Here is a 16163-nt window from a genome sequence, read left to right as displayed (position 1 = left end):
GCTATGGCGACAGTTCTCGTGGTCGAAGACGACGCGTTCGTGCGGGCCGCCCTCGTCCGGCACCTGTCGGACGCCGGGCACGCGGTGCGCAGCGTGGGCGCGGCGCTGGACGCGCTGCGCGAGGTGACGCAGGTCGGCTGTGATCTCGTGGTGCTCGACCTGGGCCTGCCCGACCTCGACGGCGGCGAGGCGCTGCGGATGCTGCGCGGGGTGACCGACGTGCCGGTGGTGGTCGCGACGGCGCGCGACGACGAGACCGGGATCGTGCGGCTGCTCAACAGCGGCGCCGACGACTACCTGGTGAAACCGTTTTCTCCCGAGCACCTCAACGCCCGCATCGCCGCCGTGCTGCGGCGGGCAGGCGGCGCGGGCACGTCGCCGGTGCTGCGCGTCGGCGGGCTCGTCGTCGACCCGCACCGCCGCGAGGCGACCCTGGAGGGCAGGCCGCTGGAGCTGACGCGCCGGGAGTTCGACCTGCTGGCGTTCCTCGCCGGCCGGCCGGGAGTCGTGGTGCCGCGCAAGGAACTGCTGGCCGCGGTGTGGCAGCAGGCGTACGGCGGGGACCAGACGATCGACGTGCACCTGTCGTGGCTGCGCCGCAAACTCGGGGAGACCGCGGCGAAACCCCGTTACCTGCACACGGTCCGGGGAGTCGGTGTGAAGATCGAGGCGCCATGAGGTGGGCGCTGGCGAAGGTCGCCGTCGCGGTGACCACCATGGTGGCGCTGGCTTTCCTGGTGCCGCTGGGCATGATGGTGCAGGAAACCGCGCACGACCGCGCGTTCAGCGCGGCGGAGCGGCAGGCGGCGGAGCTGGGGCCCGCGCTGGCGATCACCACCGACCACGCGGCGTTGCAACGGGCGCTGGCCAGCACGAAGGCGGGCACGGACGGGCTGGTCGCGGTGCACGTGCCCGACGCCGGCGGCGGCACCAGCGTGCTCGGCACCGGCCGGGCCGACGCGGCGCAGCTCGCGGCGGCGACGGCCAGCGGGCGGTCCGCGACCGTCGAAGTTCCCGGCGGATACGCGTTGCTGCAACCGGTCGCGGTGGACAACGCCCGCATCGCGCTCGTCGAGGTGTTCGTGCCGGAGGCCGCGTTGTCCGCGGGCGTGACGACGGCGTGGCTGGTGCTGAGCGGCGTCGCGGCCGCGCTGGTGCTGATCTCGGTGCTGGTCGCGGACCGCCTCGGCACGCGGATCGTCGGCGCCGCGCGGCGGCTCGCGGCGGCGGCGCGGGACCTGGGCTCGGGTGATCTCGACGCGCGCGCCCCGGCGGCGGACGCCGACGCGCCACCCGAGCTGCGTGAAGCGGCGGCGGCGTTCAACGCGATGGCGGAACGGGTCCGGCAGTTGCTGGCCAGCGAACGGGAACTGGCCGCCGACCTGTCCCACCGCCTGCGCACCCCGCTCACGGTGCTGCGGCTGAACACGGCCGCGCTGGGCGAGTCGGAGAGCGCGGACCAGGCGAGGCTCGCGGTGGCGCGGCTGGAGCACGAGGTGGACCAGATCATCCGCGCCGCCCGCGGCCGCCGCGAGGACGAGACCGTGGTGCTCGGCTGCGACGCGGCGGACGTGGTGCGTGACCGGACCGACTTCTGGTCGGCGCTGGCGGAGGACCAGGGGCGGCGCTGGCGGGTGGACGGGACTGGCCGCAGCGCGCTGGTGCCGGTGTCGCGGGCCGACCTCGCGAACGCGCTGGATGCGGTGCTGGGCAACGTGTTCCGCCACACCGACGAGGGTGTTTCGTTCGGCGTGGACGTGCGCACGACGGACTACGCGGTGACGATCCGGGTCTACGACTCGGGTCCCGGTATCCCCGACCCGGAAGCCGCGCTGCGGCGGGGCGAGGGCGCCGGGGGAGCGGGTTCGACGGGCCTGGGCCTGGACATCGCGCGCCGGGTGGCCGAGTCGACGGGCGGCGAGCTGACCATCGGCCGCACCTCCCGCGGCGGTGCGGACATCCGCCTGCGCCTGCGCACGGCGAGAGCGTTGTCGAAGGCCTCGTAGGGCATTCGGCCCCGCCGCCTTAACGGGCCCTTAAGAGACCTTTCGCCCTCCCTGAGGTCGGGCCGGAGCACGCCGGAAGCGCACTAGCGTCCCGGCGTCAGCTCGTCCCCAAGGAGGTAATTCCCCGATGTCGTCCCCCAACGGCCGGCACCGCCGCCGGCGCACGTTGATCTCCGGCGCGGCGGCGGCCCTCGCGATCGCGGGCGGAGTCGCGTTCGCCGCGATCCCCGGCACGGCCAGCGCCGCGGGCCCCAGCGCGGTCTACGTCAAGACCGGCGACTGGAGCACCGGCTACTCGGCGCAGTACCAGGTGAGCAACCCCAGCGGCCAGGACAGCGCCTGGAAGCTCACCTTCACCCTCCCGGCCGGTGCGAAGGTCACCTCGCTGTGGAACGCCTCGTACACCGTCTCCGGGCAGCAGGTCACCGTCACCCCGCCCGCCTGGCAGCCCACGCTGCCCGCCGACGGCTCCGTCGACGTCGGCTTCGTCGTCAGCGGCACCGCGGACCCCACCGAGTGCCGCATCAACGGTGCCGACTGCACCACCCCCGGTACGGCGCCCACCACGTCTTCGCCGCCTGTGACCACCACGACCACGCAGGCGCCGACCACGACCACCGCGCCGCCGACGACGAAGACCACCGCACCGCCGTCGAGCACCACCAGCACGAGCCACCCGGCGACGGACGCCTCCGGCCGGTTCGCGCCCTACGTGGACACCTCGCTCTACCCGCCCTACGACCTGATCTCCACCGCGAACGCCACCGGCGTCAAGGACTTCACGCTCGCGTTCGTCCTCTCCGGCGGCGGCTGCACCCCGAAGTGGGGCGGCGTCAGCGACCTGAACACCGACGGCGTGCCGGGCCAGATCGGGCAGCTGCGGCAGCTGGGCGGTGACGTCCGGGTCTCGTTCGGCGGCGCCAACGGCACCGAGCTGGCGCAGGCGTGCTCCGACGTGTCCTCGCTCGCCGCGGCCTACGGCAAGGTGATCAGCACCTACGGACTGTCCAAGGTGGACTTCGACATCGAGGGCGGCGCGCTCGGCGACGTCGCGGCCAACACCCGCCGCGCCCAGGCCATCGCGCAGCTGCAGCAGCAGGCGGCCGCCTCGGGCACCCCGCTCGACGTGTCCTTCACCCTGCCGGTGCTGCCCAGCGGCCTGACGCAGGACGGCGTGAACCTGGTGCAGAACGCCAAGGCCAACGGGGTCGACGTGAACTCCGTCAACGTCATGGCGATGGACTACGGCGACGGCGCGGCCCCCAACCCGGCCGGCCGGATGGGCCAGTTCGCCATCGACGCCGCCACCGCCACCCAGGCGCAGATCAAGGACGTGCTCGGGCTGTCGGACGCCGACGCGTGGCACCACGTCGCGGTCACCCCGATGATCGGCGTCAACGACACCGCGACCGAGGTCTTCACCGTCGCCGACGCGACCCAGCTCGCGCAGTTCGCTGTGGGCAAGGACCTCGCGTGGCTCGCCATGTGGTCGGCCACCCGCGACCAGCCCTGCCCGGGCGGGCCGGCGGGCTACGCGCAGGCCACCTGCAGCAGCATCGACCAGCAGCCGCTGGACTTCACCAGGGCCTTCGGGACCTTCTGAGCGAGAGGAGCGCCAATGCCCACCCGACGTTCGTTCCTGCAGGGGATGGCGGTCGCCCTCGTCGGCGCCCCGATCGGCGCCGCCGCGATCGCGGCGCAGACCTCCGGCCGCGGCGCGCAGGCCGCGGGCGCGACCCTGCCCATGACCGTCGTCAACCACACCTACCGCTACGCCAACGGCCAGATCTGGTGCTACGTCGTCGGCACGGACCTGGTCAGCGGCAAGCAGGTGTACGTCCGGGCGGACGGCACCAAGCAGCAGGTTTCCGCCTCCGACAACGGTTCCGACGGGTTCGCGGACCTGTCGATACCGCTGGCCGGGGACGGGGACACCAAGCTGACGATCCCCGCCGACATGTCCGGCCGCGTCTACTTCTCCCTCGGGGAGAAGCTGAAGTTCAAGGTGGTCACCGACGGCGCGGGGAACGCGGCGCTGCAGTACCCCGCGGGCTGGGTGTCGAGCGACCCCAGTTACGGCGTGCTGCACGACTTCGTGGAGTTCACCCACAACAGCGCCGGGATGTTCTGCAACACCACGATGGTCGACATGTTCTCCGTCCCGCTGGCGATCACGCTGACCGGGTCGGCGACGCAGAGCACCGGCGGGCTCGTGCCCGGCGGGCGCGACGCGATCTTCCGCGGCCTCGCGCAGGTGCCGGAGTTCGCCTCGCTCGTCGTGGACGACCTGCGGATCATCGCGCCGGGGCACGGGATCGAGGCCGGGCTGTTCCCGGCGACGTACTTCGACTCCGCGATCGACGCGGTGTGGCAGAAGTACGCCTCGACCCCGCTCACGGTCTCGGTGAACGGGGGCACCCGCACCGGCCGCGTGTCGGGCGGTACGTTCCAGTTCGACGGCGGGGTCGCGCCGTTCGCCAAGCCCAGCACGCGGGACGTGCTGTTCTGCGACGGCGCGCTCGCCGCCCCGAACGACGGGGTGACCGGGCCGGTGGCCGCGGTGCTGGCGGCCGGGCTCAACCGCTCGACGCTGCTGAGCCAGCCGAACCAGCCCGCGACCGACCCGGGCACGTTCTACCGGGAGTCGGTGACCAACCACTACGCCCGCCTGCTGCACGAGAACAGCGCGGACGGCAAGGCGTACGGCTTCGCGTTCGACGACGTGGCCGGGTTCGCGTCCTACATCCAGGACACCGCACCGACTTCCTTCACCGTGGAACTCGCCCCGTTCCAGTGAGGGAAGCCCCCGGGGCCGCTTCCGACGACTCCCGGAAGCGGCCCCGGGGCGTTCCCGGATTCCGCTCCCGCCGGGGGCGGAAAGGCCGTAGGGTGCCCGGGTGGACGACGTGATCACCGAAACCGAACGCCGGCTCGCGGAGGCGGCCGCCGCGGGGGAGTGGTGCGACGCCGGGGGAGAACCGGTGCGCGGCGAGGTGATCCGGCGGATGCTGCTCGGCCGCTTCGAGTGGCCCGGCGACGGCCCGGATCCACGCGGCGTGCGGCTGCGCAACGCCGAACTGAGCGGAGGTCTCGACCTGTCGGGGGTCGAGACGAAGCTGCCGCTGCACCTGGTGGACTGCCACACGGACGACAGCGTCGTACTCAGCGGCGCGCGGATGTCCACTGTGGACTTGTCCGGGCTCAAGGGGCGGAACGTGGTCGCGGTGGAGGCCCGGTTCGAGCGGGCTTTGCTGCTGGTCGGCGTGCACCTGAGCTGCGCGAGCACCGACGGCACGGTGAACCTCGCCGCGGCGGAGGTCGGCACGGTGGTCGACCTGTCCGGCAGCCGGCTGGTGAACACCGAACCGGAGTCCCCGGCCTTCCACGGCAACAACCTCGGCATCGGCGCGGGGGTGTTCCTCAACCGCGGGTTCCGCGCCGAGGGTGGCGGCCCGCTCGGCACGGTCCGGCTGTCCGGGGCGCGGCTGGGCGGGCAGCTGAACCTCAGCGGCGCGTGGCTGGTGAACCCGGACGGCCCGACGCTCGTCGGCGACTACCTGCGCACCCGCAGCAACCTGATGCTGAACCAGGGATTCCACGCGGAGGGCAGGCACGAGAACGGCACCGTGCGGCTGGTGGGTGCGCGGATCGGCGGCCGGTTCGCGGGCGAGGGCGGGCACGCGTTCGCCGCGGAGCCCGCAGACCTGGTGCTGAACCTCGGGCAGGTGCACGTCACGGGCACCGTGCAGCTGTCGGCGTCGTTCGCCCAGGGCCTGGTGAACCTGGACGGCCTGACCTACACCGGCGTGCCGCGCAAGGGGAACCTCGGCGAGTGGCTGGACCTGCTGGCGCACCGCACTTCGCACTACTCCAGCCAGCCCTACCTGCAGCTCGCCGAGGGCCATCGCGCGGCGGGCAACGAGCGTGACGTGCGGCGGGTCCACCTGGCGCGGCAACGAGACCTGCTGCGCCGGGGCAGCCTCCCGTTCGGCGGCAGGCTGTGGCACCGGATCACGGGCCTGACCGTGGGTTACGGCTACCGGCCGGCCGTCGCGCTGCTGTGGTGGGCGGGCGTCGTGGTGGCGGCGGTGCTGCTGGTGGCGGGCGTCGGGGGGCCCGCGGGCCTGGTCGTGCGCGCGGGCCAGGAGGGCACGTGCTCACTGGTGGAGCAGGTGGGCCTCGCGCTGAACACCGTGACCCCCTTGGTGAAAACCGACGCGCAGCAGCGTTGCCAGGTGTCGCCGACGGGGGCGGGAGGCGCCCTCCTCGCGGCGACGTGGCTGCTGCAGGCACTGGGCTGGGCGTTCCTGACCCTGTTCGTCGCGGGCTTCACCGGCCTGGTCCGGAAACCGGGTTAGGCTTGCCGGATGACGCCTGCTGAGCTGAAGCGTTGTTGTCTCGCCATGCCCGGGGCCCATGAGGAGTTCCCCTTCGGCGAGGGCAACAGCGTCTTCAAGGTCGCGGGCAAGATGTTCGCCCTCAGCCCGCTGGACAGCAGTCCGCTGCGGGTCAGCCTCAAGTGCGATCCCGACGTCGCGGTGCAGCTGCGCCTGCAGTTCCCCGCGATCACCGGCGGCTACCACCTCAACAAGCGGCACTGGAACAGCATCGTGCTCGACGGTTCCGTGCCGGACCAGCTCGTGCGGGAGATGGTCGAGGACTCCTACGACCTCGTGGTGGCCGGGCTGCCGCGCCGGGAGCAGGAAAAGCTCCACTGGGTCGCGCTGTCCCGGAAATGATTTCCGGGCTTCCGCCCGGTTCTTCCTGGACCCGCTGACGCTCAGGTGATCCAGGCGTACCTCTTCGCCGCGCTCAGTGCCCGCTACCTCGGGCGGGCGCTCGGCACCGGCCGACTGAACGAAGCCGATCACGCGACGCGACCGAAACTCCGGCGCGGTTCCCCCGATTTCCCGTGGTCTCACCCTATCGTGCAGCCCGAGTCGACAAGCTGACTTCGTTTCGGTGTCCGTGCTGGAGGCGAAATGCCGTATCGGGTGCTGCGCCCGCCCTACTGTTACCGCTGGGCCGTGCTGCTCGGCGTGGTCGTGCTGGCCGTCGCCGGGACGGTCTCGCTGTTCCACTCGGCCGAGGGTGCGCCCACCCCGGTTCCGGCCGCGCAGTCCCTGCCCACCCCACCGCCGGGCGAAGCACCGCCGCCGGTCGGGGGCGACCTCGTCCGCACCACCGCGCGGCAGGGCCGGTTCGTCGCGCTCACCTTCGACGACGGCCCCGACCCCACGTACACGCCGCAGATCCTGGACGCCCTCACCCGCGCCGGCGCGGTCGCGACGTTCTGCATGATCGGCGCCAACGTCACGCGGCACCCCGAGCTCGTGCGCGCGGTCGTCGAACGGGGGATGCGCCTGTGCGACCACACCCTCAGCCACGACGAGCAGCTGCCGGGCCGCAGCGAACAGCGGATGACCGCCGAGATCGCCGGCTGCTGGTCCGAACTGCAGGTCGCCGCCGGGACCGACGTGGCGGTGCCGTACTTCCGCGCCCCGGGCGGGAACTGGTCCGCCCCGCTGAGCGCGGTCGCGGCCCGGCAGAACATGAAGTCGCTGGCGTGGAGCGTCGACTCCCGCGACTGGACACTGCCGGGCACGCCGCAGATCGTCGCCGGGGTGCAGCAGGCGGTCCGGCCCGGCGCGGTCGTCCTGCTGCACGACGGCGGCGGGAAGCGGGTCCAGACCGTCGAGGCGCTGAACCAGCTGCTGCCGTGGTTCGTTTCCCAGGGGTACCGGTTCGACTTCCCCGGCTAGGCTGCGCGGCATGACCGTCGCCGAGCTGCTGGCCTCCTACCGCGCGAAGACCGAGGAGGAGGCCCGGGACGTCGCCAGGATCCGTGCGCTGGCATCGTCCGAAAAGGACCCTTGGTCACGACGGCTTCCCTTGCACGTCACCGCGTCCGCGTTCGTCGTGCACCCGGACAGCGGCCGGGTCCTGTTGCGGTGGCACGCGCGGCAGCAGGCGTGGCTGCAGGTCGGCGGGCACGGCGAGCCGGGGGAACGGGAGCCGCTCGGCGTCGCGCTGCGGGAGGGGCAGGAGGAGACGGGCCTGACGGACCTCGTGCCGTGGCCCGGCGAGGCCCTGCTGCAGGTGGCCGTCGTGCCGGTGCCCGCGAAGGGCGCGGAACCGGCGCACGAGCACGCGGATCTGCGGTTCGTCCTCGCCACGGGGCAGCCGGACGCGGTGCGCCCGGAGCGGCCCGGCGCCGAGTTGCGGTGGCTGTCGTTGCCGGACGCGCTGGCCGAGGCGAGTGAGGCGAACGTCCGGGAAGCGCTTTCCCGGGTGGGTCAGCTGCTCTGAGGCCCGCGGGCGGGGTGCAGCACCAGTTCCGTGAGGTGCGCTTCCCCGGACGTGCCGAGGACGGACGCGACCGCGGCGGCCACGGTTTCCGGCGCGAGGTAGCGCTCCGGTTCGTACGGGCCGCCCTCGCGTCGCCGGACCTCACGCTGCATCGCGGTCGCGACACGACCCGGGTACAGGGCCGTCACGCGGACGCCGGTGCCGAGCTCCTCCTGGTGCAGGGCCTCGGTGAACACCCGCAGCGCCTCCTTGCTCGCGGCGTACGCGGCGCGCCCGGCGGGAGAACCACGCACGACGGTCGAGTTGATCACGATGACGCGCCCGCGGGCGCGGCGCAGCGCGGGCAGCAGGGCACGCGTCAGGTCCACCACGCCGAACAGGTTCACGTCGAACACGCGCCGCCACCGGTCGGCGGGCGTCTCGTCCACCACGCCGGACTCGAACAGCCCGGCCGCGTGGACGAGCACGTCCACCTCGGTCAGTTCGGGTGGGACGACGGGGGGCCCGTTGCCGAGGTCGAAGGGCCAGGGAACCGCGTGTGGCAGCTCCGCTGAAAGCGCTTTCACGGCGGTCCCGTCGCGCCCGGTGGGCCACACGAGGTATCCGAGCCGGGCCAGCCGCGCCACCACCGCGCGGCCGATCCCGCCCGTCGCTCCGGCCACCACTGCCACCGGTCTTCGTTCCGTCACCTCCGAACCGTAAACAACCGACAAACAGGACGGAAGCCCCCGCTGTAACGAGCGGCCCCGGACCGGCGACTACGGGGCACGACGTGCCGCAAATACCGGCACGATCCGTCCCGCCCGGCGTCCGGACTCCCCCCTCGGGGCGCCGCGGCAGGCGAGTGCTCCCGGCTGCGGGCTCCCTTGTCCCCCCGCGCCGGGAGCCACTTGCCGTTCTCCCGGCTATCGTCCTTCCCAGCGGCACACGGAGGGGCGGGGTATGGATCTCGGGTTGCGGGAGCGGGTTTTCCTGGTCACCGGCGGCAGTGCGGGGCTCGGTTTCGCCACCGCGAAGGAGCTGGTGGCCGACGGGGCGCGCGTCGTGCTCAGCGGGCGGGACCAGGAGCGCTTGGCGGGAGCCGTGGAGTCGCTCGGTGCCGCCAGTGCCGAAGGGGTTTGCGCGGACAACGCCGATCCCGGAGCGGCCGAACGGCTCGTCGCCGCGGCGCTGTCCCGGTTCGGGCGCCTCGACGGGCTGCTCGTCAGTGTCGGCGGCCCGCCACCGGGTGCGGTGCTGGAGATGGCCGACGACGACTGGCGCGGCGCCTTCGAGTCCGTGTTCCTCGGCAGCGTGCGGCTCGCCCGCACGGCCGCCGCCCGGCTGGAATCCGGTGGCGCGATCGCGTTCGTGCTGTCCACTTCGGTCCGGGAGCCGATCCCGGACCTGGCCCTCTCCAACGGGTTGCGGCCGGGCCTGGCGATGGTCGCGAAGTCGCTGGCGGGGGAGCTGGGCCCGAAGGGCATCCGCGTCAACGCGCTGCTGCCCGGGCTCACCGCGACCGGCCGGATGCGCGAGCTGGGCACCCCCAGCACGTCGGCGATCCCGCTCGGCCGCGTCGCCGAGCCCGCGGAGTTCGGCCGGGTCGCCGCGTTCGTGCTGTCGCCGGCCGCGTCCTACCTGACCGGCGCGATGATCCCGGTCGACGGCGGGCGCACGCGCGCGTTGTGACTTCGCCGGTTTCCCTGCCGGTGAGGCAATTGCTCCCCGCGCTGCCTCCCCGTTAGGCTCCCAGGGGGCAGGAGTGCTGTCCCGGTATCTGGGAATGGAGCGGGTCGATGACGATCGCGGCGAGGATGGACCGCCTGCCGGTCACCCGGCGGCACCGGGTCGCCACGGTCGCGATCGGGCTGGGGCTGTTCTTCGACCTCTACGAGATCTTCCTCGCGGGCGTGCTCGGCAGCGTGCTGGAGAAGCACTTCCACCTCGGCAAGTCGGAGCTCGCGCTGCTGCTGGCCTCGGCGTTCCTCGGCATGTTCGTCGGCGCCGTCGCCTTCGGCCGCATCGCCGACCGGCTGGGCCGCCGCCGCGCGTTCCTGCTGAGCCTCGGCACGTACTCGCTGTTCTCGCTGCTGGCCGCGTTCAGCACCGGCCCGGTGATGCTCGTGGTCATGCGGTTCCTCGCCGGGCTCGGCATCGGCGCCGAGCCACCGGTGTCGGACACCTACCTCGGCGACCTGCTGCCGCCGAAGCACCGCGGCCGCTACACCGCCTGGGCGTACACGCTGGCGTTCCTCGGCGTGCCCGCCGCGGGCTTCCTCGGCCGGTGGCTGGTGCCCGAGGCGCCGCTGGGTTTCGACGGCTGGCGCTGGATGTTCGTGCTGGGCGCGCTGGGTTCGCTGATCGTGTTCGCGCTGCGGACGAGGCTGCCGGAGTCGCCGCGCTGGCTGGCCGCGGTCGGACGCGAGCGCGAGGCCGAGGAGATCGTGGCGCGCTTCGAGCGGGACGCGGGCGAGCTGCCCGAGCCGGTGGAAAACCCCGTGGTGCCCGCGGAAAGCGGCCGGCTGCGGGAGCTGTTCGTGCCGCCCTACCGGCGCCGGACCGCGATGATGGCGGTGTTCCACGTCCTGCAGACCATGGGCTACTACGGGTTCGGCACGCTCGCGCCGATCGTGCTGGTGGCCAAGGGCTTTCCGGTCGTGCAGTCGCTGCTGTTCACGGCACTGACGTACCTCGGCTACCCGATCGGCTCGGCGGTGTCGCTGCCACTCGTGGAACGCGTGGAGCGGAAGTTCCTCGTGCTCGGCTCGGCGGTGCTGATGGCGGTGTTCGGCATCGCGTTCGGGCTGGCGTCGGCGAGCTGGCTGATCGTCGCCTGCGGCTTCCTCTACACCACGGCGAGCAACCTGTTCTCCAACGCGTTCCACATCTACCAGGCCGAGATCTTCCCGACGGCCCTGCGCGGCACGGCGACGAGCGGCACGTACGCCCTGTCGCGGCTGGCGAGCGGTGTGCTGCCGTTCGTGCTGCTGCCGCTGCTGAACTCCGCGGGCGCGGGAGTCCTGTTCACGGTGGTCGCGGCGGCGATGGTCCTGGTCGTGGTGGACGTCGGCCTGTTCGGCCCGCGCACCACGGGCCGCGTCCTGGAGGCGGTGAACAGTAGGGTCGGTGCCACCACCGACCAGGAGGCCCGATGACCCGTGGTACCGCCCTCGTGACCGGAGCCTCCCGTGGGCTCGGGGCCGCGATCTCCCGTGCGCTGGCCGCGGAAGGCTGGGCCGTCGCCGTCAACTACCGGTCCGACGCCGCCGGTGCGCGGCGGGTCGTCGACGAGATCCGTCACCATGGCGGCCAGGCACAGGCCTTCGCCGCCGACGTCACCGACGAGGACGGCGTCCGGCAGCTCGTCGAAGACGTCGAAGGCGCGCTCGGGCCGGTCGCCGTGCTCGTGCCCAACGCCACCGGGCCGCAGCCCGAGATCCCGCTCGACCAGCTCACCTGGCGGGACCACCTCGACCAGCTCGAGTTCTTCGTCAAGAGCCCGACCCTGCTCGTGCAGGCGGTGCTGCCCGGCATGAAGGCCGCCGGGGGAGGCCGGGTCATCCAGATCGGCTCGGACATCTTCGAGCGCGGCCTGCCCCGCGTGTCGGCGTACCTCGCCGCGAAGGGCGCGCAGCTCGGGCTCACCCGCAGCTGGGCGCGGGAGCTCGGCCCGCACGGCATCACCGTCAACCTGGTGGCCCCCGGCTGGATCCCCGTCGAGCGGCACGCCGACGTGAGCGAGGACGACCGGCGCGCCTACACCGGTGAGGTGCCGTTGCGCCGCTTCGGGCGTCCCGAGGAGGTCGCCGCCGCGGTGTGCTTCCTCGCTTCCGACGCCGCGTCGTTCGTCAACGGCGAACGCATCACCGTCAACGGGGGACACACGATCGACTAGAGCAGGTCAGGGCCGTAGGGTTTCCCCGTGAGCCAGCCCATCCTGATGACGGTCGACGACGACCCCGCCGTGTCCCGCTCGGTCGCGCGCGACCTCCGCCGTCGCTACGGCCAGGACTACCGCGTGGTCCGCGCCGGTTCCGGCGCCGACGCGCTCGACGCCCTGCGCGAGATCAAGCTCCGCGGCGACGCGGTCGCCGCGATCCTCGCCGACTACCGGATGCCGCACATGGACGGCATCTCCTTCCTGGAACAGGCCATGGATCTGTTCCCGCACGCGCGCCGCGCGCTGCTGACCGCCTACGCCGACACCGACGCCGCGATCCAGGCGATCAACGTCGTCGACGTCGACCACTACCTGCTCAAGCCGTGGGACCCGCCCGAGGAGAAGCTGTACCCGGTGGTCGACGCGCTCGTCGACGCCTGGCGCGCGGCGGGTGACCGGCCCGTCGAGGAGACCAAGATCGTCGGCCACCGCTGGTCGGCGCCCTCTTACCAGGTCCGCGACTTCCTGGCCCGCAACTCCGTGCCCTACCGCTGGTACTCCGTGGACGAGCCGGAGGCGGCGCGCCTGCTGGAGGCGGCCGACGCGACCGCCGAGGAGATCCCGGTGCTCGTCACGCCGGACGGCACGGTGCTGCGCAAGCCGTCCGGGGAGGAGATCGCCAACGCGGTCGGCCTGTCCACCCGCCCGGCGGAGGAGTTCTACGACCTCATCGTCGTCGGCGGCGGGCCCGCGGGGCTGGGCGCCGCGGTGTACGGGGCGTCGGAGGGGCTGCGCACGGTGCTCGTCGAGCGCAAGGCGACCGGCGGCCAGGCCGGGCAGAGCTCCCGCATCGAGAACTACCTCGGCTTCCCGGACGGGGTCTCCGGCGCGCAGCTGACCGACCGCGCCCGCCGCCAGGCCCAGAAGTTCGGCGCCGAGGTGCTCACCACCCGCGACGTCGTCGGCCTGGAGGCGCGCGGCTCCGCCCGGGTGATCAAGTTCGGCGACGGCACCGAGCTGAGCGCGCACGCGGTCGTGCTCGCCACCGGCGTGTCCTACCGGGCGCTGGAGGCCGACGGCTGCGCCGAGCTGACCGGGCGCGGTGTCTACTACGGCTCCGCGGCCACCGAGGCCGGGGAGTGCACCGGCCAGCACGTCTACATCGTCGGCGGGGCGAACTCGGCGGGGCAGGCGGCCGTGTTCTTCTCCCGCTACGCCAGCGAGGTCACGATCCTGGTGCGCGGCGAGTCGCTGCGGGCGTCGATGTCGCACTACCTCATCGAGCAGCTCGACCAGATCGAGAACGTCCACGTACGCACGCACACCACGGTCGTCGGGGTGCACGGCGAGGACCACCTGGAGAAGCTGACGCTGTGCGACCAGCACGGCGCGCGGGAGACCGTGGCGGCAAGCCACCTCTTCGTGTTCATCGGCGCGGCGCCGCGCACGGAGTGGCTCGGCGACGACGTGATCCGTGACCGGCACGGGTTCGTGTGCACCGGCCCGGACCTCGTGGTCGAGGGCAGGCGGCCGCCGGGCTGGCCGCTCGACCGCGACCCGCACCACCTGGAGTCCTCGATCCCGGGCGTGTTCGTCGCCGGGGACGTGCGTTCGCAGTCGGTGAAGCGGGTCGCCTCCGCCGTCGGCGAGGGCGCCATGGCCGTGACGCTGGTGCACCGGTATTTGGAGCAGCAATGACAGAGCCAGTTCTGACCCGGGAGTTCCTGCGGGAGCTGTTCCTGTTCACGAGCCTCACCGACGAGCAGCTCGACTGGATCCTCGGCCACGCCTCCGTGGAGCACTATCCCGGCGGCGTCAAGGTGATCAGCGAGGGCGACGAGGCCACCTGCTTCTACGTGCTGCTGTCCGGTGCGCTGCGGATGACCAAACAGGACTCCGGCGGCGAGGTGGAGACCACCCGCTCCGACCAGCGGGGCGCCTACTGCGGGGCGACGCAGTTCTTCTACGGGCAGGACCAGCAGCGGTACGGGGCGTCGGTCTACGCGCTGAGTGACCTGACGTTCCTGACCCTGCCCGCGAAGGAGTTCGCCGGGCAGTTCCGCCGGTGGTTCCCCATGGCCACGCACCTTTTGGAGGGCTCGTACCTCGGCTGGCGCAACTCCGACGCGCTGATCGGCCAGCGTCGCCGCCTGCTGGCGCTGGGCCAGGTGTCGGCGGGCCTGACGCACGAGCTGAACAACCCCGCCGCGGCCGCGGTGCGGGCGACGGCCGCGCTGCGGGAGCGGGTCGCGGGCATGCGGCACAAGCTCGCGATCCTGGCCAAGAAGGACATCGACCCGACCCTGCTCGACCAGCTCATCGAGGTGCAGGAGCAGCTGGTCAAGCGGGTCGCCTCGGCGCCACCGCTCACCGCGATGCAGCAGTCCGACCGCGAGGACGAGATCGCCGACTGGCTCGACGAGCACGGCCTGGAACAGGGCTGGGACCTGGCGCCGATCTTCGTCGGCGCGGGGCTGACGGGGGAGAACCTCGACGAGGTGCTGGAGTCGGTCGGCGACGAGCTGATCGACAGCGCCGTGCGGTGGCTGGCGTACGCGCTGGAGACCGAGATGCTGATGGGCGAGATCGAGGACTCCACCACGCGCATCTCGGCGCTCGTCGGCGCGGCGAAGCAGTACTCGCAGATGGACCGCGCGCCGCACCAGTGGATCGATGTGCACGACGGGCTCGACTCCACGCTCGTGATGCTCGCCAGCAAGATCGGCCCGGACATCCGCGTGGTCAAGGACTACGACCGCACGCTGCCCGAGGTCCCGGCCTATCCGGGCGAGCTGAACCAGGTGTGGACCAACCTGATCGACAACGCCGTCGGCGCGATGGGCGGCAGCGGCACGCTGACCGTCCACACCACGCTGTACGAGGACCAGGTGTGCGTCGAGATCGGCGACACCGGGCCCGGCATCCCGGCCGAGGACCGGCAGCGGATCTTCGAGCCGTTCTTCACCACCAAACCGGTGGGGGAGGGCACCGGACTGGGCCTGGACATCTCGTGGCGCATCGTGGTCGAACGCCACCACGGCGACCTGCGGGTGCGCTCCGAGCCCGGCGACACCCGGTTTCAGGTGCTGCTGCCGCTCGCGGAGCAGGCTTCGGAGTGAAGGCCGAGCTTCCCGGCCAGCCTGCCGAGGTAGGAGACGACGTCCTCGGCGGGCCGGTCGGGAAGTCCGAAAAGGACTTCCGTGACGCCCAGATCTTCGTAACGCGCCAGTGTTTCCGGCTCGGGTTTGCCCGCGAGCACGGTGATCTCCGGTGATCCCTCGCGCCCGGCCTCGTGCCAGCACCGGCGCAGCAACGCGATCTTGGCGTCGATCTCGCCTTCCATCGGGGTGGTGAGCCATCCGTCGGCCGAGCGCGCGAGCCAGCGGAACGTCTTCTCCGTGCCCGCCGCGCCGACGACCACCGGGACCGGCCCCGCCGGCTTCGGCCACGACCAGCTCGGGCCGAACTCGACGAACTCCCCGGCGTAGGAGGCTTCCTCGTCCGTCCACAATGTACGCATCGCTTCGAGGTACTCGCGCAGGACGGTGCGGCGCTTCCCGCGCGGCACGCCGTGGTCGGCCAGTTCGTCGGTGTTCCAGCCGAACCCGACGCCGAGCGTGACCCGGCCGCCGGAGAGGTGGTCGAGCGAGGCGATGGTCTTCGCCAGCGTGATCGGGTCGTGCTCGACGGGCAGCGCGACGGCCGTGGTGAGCCGGATCCGCGTGGTCGTGGCGGCGGCCATCGCGAGCGACACCCACGGGTCGAGCGTGCGGCGGTAGCGGTCGTCGGGCAGGGACGCGTCGCCGGTCCGCGGGTGCGGGGCGTCGCGGCGGACGGGGATGTGGGTGTGCTCCGGGACCGCGAACGAGGAGAACCCGGCCTCTTCGGCGGTTTTCGCCGCTTCGGCCGGGGTGATGCCGCGATCACTGGTGAACAGGACGATGCCGTGGCGCATGCCCCGAATTAGAACACGTTCTACTGTCGTG

The 16163-nt window shown here is 72.5% G+C and carries 15 protein-coding genes; 13 read left to right on the top strand and 2 right to left on the bottom strand.

Annotation, left to right across the window (positions count from 1 at the left end; translation table 11 throughout):
- Window positions 1-3 precede the first annotated feature (3 nt).
- The 8 genes from FHX82_RS33055 to FHX82_RS33020 all read left to right on the top strand — a co-directional run bounded on the left by FHX82_RS33055 (window position 4) and on the right by FHX82_RS33020 (window position 8315).
- The gene (locus FHX82_RS33055; protein WP_145935197.1) at window positions 4-678 is read left to right on the top strand and encodes a response regulator transcription factor; all 675 of its coding nucleotides are present in this window, start codon (window positions 4-6) and stop codon (window positions 676-678) included.
- On the top strand, window positions 675-2006 hold the full coding sequence (locus FHX82_RS33050; protein ID WP_145935196.1) for a sensor histidine kinase: 1332 nt from the start codon (window positions 675-677) through the stop codon (window positions 2004-2006). The genes FHX82_RS33055 and FHX82_RS33050 overlap by 4 nt, the downstream gene beginning before the upstream one ends.
- 127 nt (window positions 2007-2133) lie before the next feature.
- Window positions 2134-3609 (top strand): glycoside hydrolase family 18 protein, encoded by a 1476-nt coding sequence (locus FHX82_RS33045; protein ID WP_145935195.1) that lies wholly within the window; start codon window positions 2134-2136, stop codon window positions 3607-3609.
- A gap of 15 nt (window positions 3610-3624) precedes the next feature.
- The gene (locus tag FHX82_RS33040; protein ID WP_145935194.1) at window positions 3625-4803 is read left to right on the top strand and encodes a glycoside hydrolase family 64 protein; all 1179 of its coding nucleotides are present in this window, start codon (window positions 3625-3627) and stop codon (window positions 4801-4803) included.
- 100 nt (window positions 4804-4903) lie between these two features.
- The gene (locus FHX82_RS33035; protein ID WP_183176983.1) at window positions 4904-6364 is read left to right on the top strand and encodes a pentapeptide repeat-containing protein; all 1461 of its coding nucleotides are present in this window, start codon (window positions 4904-4906) and stop codon (window positions 6362-6364) included.
- 9 nt (window positions 6365-6373) lie between these two features.
- Entirely contained in the window at window positions 6374-6745 is a 372-nt protein-coding gene (locus FHX82_RS33030; protein WP_145935193.1) for an MmcQ/YjbR family DNA-binding protein, read from the top strand.
- 243 nt (window positions 6746-6988) lie between these two features.
- Entirely contained in the window at window positions 6989-7768 is a 780-nt protein-coding gene (locus tag FHX82_RS33025) for a polysaccharide deacetylase family protein (RefSeq protein ID WP_145935192.1), read from the top strand.
- Window positions 7769-7778: 10 nt separating this feature from the next.
- Complete coding sequence (locus tag FHX82_RS33020) at window positions 7779-8315, top strand: NUDIX hydrolase (RefSeq protein ID WP_145935191.1); 537 nt, start codon at window positions 7779-7781, stop codon at window positions 8313-8315.
- Here FHX82_RS33020 and FHX82_RS33015 read toward each other — a convergent pair.
- Entirely contained in the window at window positions 8303-9004 is a 702-nt protein-coding gene (locus FHX82_RS33015) for an SDR family oxidoreductase (RefSeq protein ID WP_145935190.1), read from the bottom strand. The genes FHX82_RS33020 and FHX82_RS33015 overlap by 13 nt on opposite strands.
- 253 nt (window positions 9005-9257) lie before the next feature.
- Between FHX82_RS33015 and FHX82_RS33010 the strand changes: the two genes are divergently transcribed.
- The 5 genes from FHX82_RS33010 to FHX82_RS32990 all read left to right on the top strand — a co-directional run bounded on the left by FHX82_RS33010 (window position 9258) and on the right by FHX82_RS32990 (window position 15296).
- Window positions 9258-9986: an SDR family oxidoreductase gene (locus tag FHX82_RS33010; RefSeq protein WP_145935189.1), complete on the top strand. Its 729-nt coding sequence runs from the start codon at window positions 9258-9260 to the stop codon at window positions 9984-9986.
- Window positions 9987-10093: 107 nt separating this feature from the next.
- Window positions 10094-11452 (top strand): MFS transporter, encoded by a 1359-nt coding sequence (locus FHX82_RS33005; protein ID WP_145935188.1) that lies wholly within the window; start codon window positions 10094-10096, stop codon window positions 11450-11452.
- The gene (locus tag FHX82_RS33000; RefSeq protein ID WP_145935187.1) at window positions 11449-12192 is read left to right on the top strand and encodes an SDR family oxidoreductase; all 744 of its coding nucleotides are present in this window, start codon (window positions 11449-11451) and stop codon (window positions 12190-12192) included. The genes FHX82_RS33005 and FHX82_RS33000 overlap by 4 nt, the downstream gene beginning before the upstream one ends.
- Before the next feature lie 27 nt (window positions 12193-12219).
- The gene (locus tag FHX82_RS32995) at window positions 12220-13875 is read left to right on the top strand and encodes an FAD-dependent oxidoreductase (protein WP_145935186.1); all 1656 of its coding nucleotides are present in this window, start codon (window positions 12220-12222) and stop codon (window positions 13873-13875) included.
- Window positions 13872-15296, top strand: coding sequence for an ATP-binding protein (locus FHX82_RS32990; RefSeq protein ID WP_145935185.1), 1425 nt, complete (start codon window positions 13872-13874; stop codon window positions 15294-15296). The genes FHX82_RS32995 and FHX82_RS32990 overlap by 4 nt, the downstream gene beginning before the upstream one ends.
- On the opposite strand, the gene FHX82_RS32985 is transcribed toward FHX82_RS32990, so the two are convergent.
- Window positions 15257-16132 carry an LLM class F420-dependent oxidoreductase gene (locus tag FHX82_RS32985; RefSeq protein ID WP_145935184.1) on the bottom strand — a complete coding sequence of 292 codons (876 nt, stop codon included), beginning with the start codon at window positions 16130-16132 and terminating at the stop codon, window positions 15257-15259. The genes FHX82_RS32990 and FHX82_RS32985 overlap by 40 nt on opposite strands.
- Window positions 16133-16163: the final 31 nt, after the last annotated feature.

The sequence above is a fragment of the Amycolatopsis bartoniae genome (genome assembly GCF_014191255.1).
In the GTDB taxonomy this organism is placed as follows: Bacteria; Actinomycetota; Actinomycetes; order Mycobacteriales; family Pseudonocardiaceae; genus Amycolatopsis_E; species Amycolatopsis_E bartoniae.
This window is presented reverse-complemented; position numbering and strand designations above follow the sequence as displayed.